The organism is Agromyces binzhouensis, from assembly GCF_004135055.1.
Lineage (GTDB): Bacteria > Actinomycetota > Actinomycetes > Actinomycetales > Microbacteriaceae > Agromyces > Agromyces binzhouensis.
The window spans coordinates 1-3,021 of sequence record NZ_SDPL01000380.1 but is presented as its reverse complement, the minus strand read 5'-3'; the positions used below and the strand labels follow the sequence as shown (position 1 = coordinate 3,021).

Here is a 3,021-nt window from a genome sequence, read left to right as displayed (position 1 = left end):
CGGTCGGCGCGGTCGCGCACGCGGCCCGCGGCGCCGGGGTGCCGCTCCTCGTCGTTCCGGGCGGCACGTTCAACCACTTCGCGCGCACGGTGGGCCTGGCGTCCGTCGACGACGCGGTCGACGCCCTGCAGGCGGGCCAGGGCGTGCGGGCGGATGTCGCCGAGCTCGCGTTCGGCGACGCCGCGCCGATCACGGTCATGAACTCCGCGTCGGTCGGGGTCTATCCCGACGTCATCGCGCTGCGCGAGCGCGTGCGGCCGCGGCTCGGGAAGTGGCTCGCCGGGATCTTCGCCGCGGAACGGGTGCTGCGGCGGTCGGAGCCGGTCGCGGTCGTGATCGGGGGCCGTCGCGCCGAGGTCTGGGCGCTCTTCGTCGGGGTCGGGCGCAACGACCGGGGCATCCATGCGCCGCTGCAACGGCGCGAACTCGACGACGGCCTGCTCGACGTGCGCGTCCTGCACCGCGGTTCGCGGACCGGCGCGATCGCGGCGCTCGCGTTCGGCCAGCGGACGGCCGCCGTGCTTCGAGCCCTCCGACTCGTGCCCGAGCGGGTCGAGGCGTTCGCGACCGCAGACCTGACGGTCGACGTGCGGCCGAGGAACGGACGGCCGCCCGGGTTCGTGCACGACGGCGAGGTCGCGCTCGAGGCGCCGGCCGCGGCCACCGCCGACCTGTCGGCACCGGGGTACCGCACGCGGATCCGGGTGATGCCGGGCGCGGTGGACGTCTACCGGCCGTCGGCGACGAGGTCCGGTGCGGATGCCGCGCGCTGACGGTCCGCCGCTGCGGCACGGCGCGCGCGCCTGGCCCGCGGCCTAGAGCTCGACGCCGACGAGCACGGGTTCGGGGTGCAGCACGATGCCGAACTCGGCCTGGACGCGCCCCTGCACGAACCGCGCGAGCTGGGCGAGCTCCTCGGCGCTCGCTCCGCCCCGGTTCGTCACCGCCAGCGTGTGCTTCGACGAGATCGCCGCGCGCGACCCCGGCAGGGCGAACCCGCGGCGGATGCCGCTGTGCTCGATGAGCCACGCCGCCGAGAGCTTCACGAGCGGTTCGCCCGGGTCGGCGTGCGCGTGCGCCTCGGCGGCCTCGACCTCGGCCTGGTGCGCGAGGAACGCGTCGAGCGGCGACTGGGCCTCGAGCTCGGCGAGCGGCACGACCTCGTCGGGCTCGTCCGGCTCGAGGTACCACCGCGGGGCGTCGCCGGGAAGCGTGCGCGCGACGCGCTCCGAGACGATCGGGTTGGTGAAGAACGAGCCCGCGCTCACCGAGTCGGGGTCGTCGGGGTCGAGCACCATACCCTTGCCCGACCGGAGTGCGAGCACCGCGTCGCGGACGTCGGCGACGGGCACGCGGTCGCCGAGCTGCACGCCGAGCGCGCCGGCGAGCTGGGCGTACGCGACGGGAGTGCCGAGCGCCTGGCCGAGCACCTCGCGCTCGGCGGTCGTGTCGTGCAGGGCGATCTCGATCGAGACGACGACCCCGGCGAGCCCCTGCTTCAGCACCGAGGTGCGGTAGCCGAGCTCGAGCTCGTCGGCCGACATGCGGCGCGGGCGTTCGGCGCCCTCGTCGAGGAACTCGATGCCGATGAGCACGTCGGAGAGCTCTTGGCCGTACGCGCCGATGTTCTGCACGGGCGCCGCGCCGACCGAGCCGGGGATGCCGCTGAGCGCCTCGAGCCCGGAGAAGCCGCGCTCGACCGTGAAGGCGACGAGCTCGTCCCAGACCTCGCCGGCCTGCACGCGCAGGTGCACGCTTCCGGGCCCGGCGCCGGGGAGCACCTCGATGCCCTTCGTCGCGATCCGGATCACGGTGCCCGCGAACCCGTCGTCGCCGACGAGCAGGTTGGAGCCGCCGCCGACGACCATCCACCGCCCGCCCGACGCGTCGGCCTCGCGGACGAGGTCGACGAGCTCGCGCTGCAGGGTCGCCGTGACGAGTCGATCGATCGGCCCTCCGACGCGGAGCGTCGTGAGGTCGGAGAACGGCACGCCGTGCTGCTCGACGGTTCCCTCGGTGGTGCCCGGCTCGCTCATGTCAGGCGAGCACCACGCGCACCTGAGCCTTGCCCAGCACGGTCGCGCCCTCGAAGGTCACGGTGAGGTCGACGCGCGCGGCGCGCGCCTCGGCGTCGAGCTGGCCGACCTTCGCCGTGACGGAGACATCCGCCCCGGCCTCGGGGTCGACGACGACGGGCCGGGTGAAGCGCACCTGGTAGTCGGCGACGCGACCCGGGTCGCCCGCCCAGTCGACGACGGGCTGCACGGCGAGGCCCATCGTGAGCATGCCGTGCGCGAGCACGCCGGGGAGGCCGACCGACGCGGCGACGTCGTCGCGGTAGTGGATCGGGTTGAAGTCGCCCGATGCGCCCGCGTAGCGGACGAGCGAGTCGCGCGTCAGGTGGAACTCGCGCTCGGCGACCACGTCGCCGACGGCGAGCGCGTCGAAGTCGGGGGCGGCGGGGGCCGCGACGGTCTCGGTCATCAGTCGTCTCCTCGCACGACGAGGGTGGAGATCGCGGTCACGACGTGCGCGCCCTCCGCGTCGGTGATCACGGACTCGGCGGTGACCATCGAGTGCGCGCCGAGGGTCTTGACGCTCGACACCGTGAGCGTCGCGGTGAGCTCGTCGCCCGCGACGATCGGCCGCGTCGACGTGAACCGCTGGTCGCCGTGGACCACGCGGGTGAAGTCGATGCCCGCGTCGGGCTCGGCGAGCAGCTGCGCGAGCGTGTGCTCCTGCACGACGACCGCGAAGGTCGGCGGCGCGACGATGTCGGCGTGGCCCGCGGCGCGCGCGGCGTCGACGTCGTGGTTGATCGGGTTGGCCGCGAACACGGCGCGCGCGAATTCGCGCACCTTCTCGCGGCCGACGAGGTACGGCGCGGTCGGCGCGAACTCGCGCCCCTGCAGCTCGGGGTTCACTGGCACCGTGCCAGTCTACGCAGGGCGCTCGGCGCCGCTCCGCGCAGCGTCAGCGCGGCCTCAGCGCTTGCCGCCGCCCAGCAGGCCGCCGAGCAGG

Annotated in this window: 4 protein-coding genes; 1 reads left to right on the top strand and 3 read right to left on the bottom strand. The window is 74.9% G+C overall.

The window, feature by feature from the left end:
• Positions 1-773 (top strand): diacylglycerol/lipid kinase family protein (locus ESO86_RS14470; protein ID WP_129235623.1); only part of this gene is annotated, 773 nt, incomplete at its 5' end.
• Positions 774-815: 42 nt separating this feature from the next.
• Here ESO86_RS14470 and ESO86_RS14465 read toward each other — a convergent pair.
• The 3 genes from ESO86_RS14465 to ESO86_RS14455 are packed head-to-tail and all read right to left on the bottom strand — an operon-like array spanning position 816 to position 2,930.
• Entirely contained in the window at positions 816-2,036 is a 1,221-nt protein-coding gene (locus tag ESO86_RS14465; protein ID WP_129235622.1) for a UDP-N-acetylmuramate dehydrogenase, read from the bottom strand.
• A gap of 1 nt (position 2,037) precedes the next feature.
• Positions 2,038-2,484 (bottom strand): MaoC family dehydratase, encoded by a 447-nt coding sequence (locus tag ESO86_RS14460; RefSeq protein ID WP_129235621.1) that lies wholly within the window; start codon positions 2,482-2,484, stop codon positions 2,038-2,040.
• A complete protein-coding gene (locus ESO86_RS14455; RefSeq protein WP_129235620.1) occupies positions 2,484-2,930 on the bottom strand; it encodes an FAS1-like dehydratase domain-containing protein in 447 nt (148 codons plus the stop codon). Before ESO86_RS14455 ends, ESO86_RS14460 begins: the two co-directional genes overlap by 1 nt.
• Positions 2,931-3,021 lie beyond the last annotated feature (91 nt).

What these genes read in the sequence shown, in the direction of transcription:
- ESO86_RS14460 (WP_129235621.1), bottom strand. Translation starts at nt 2,484, where the DNA reads ATGACCGAGACCGTCGCGGCCCCCGCCGCCCCCGACTTCGACGCGCTC.
- ESO86_RS14465 (WP_129235622.1), bottom strand. Translation starts at nt 2,036, where the DNA reads ATGAGCGAGCCGGGCACCACCGAGGGAACCGTCGAGCAGCACGGCGTG.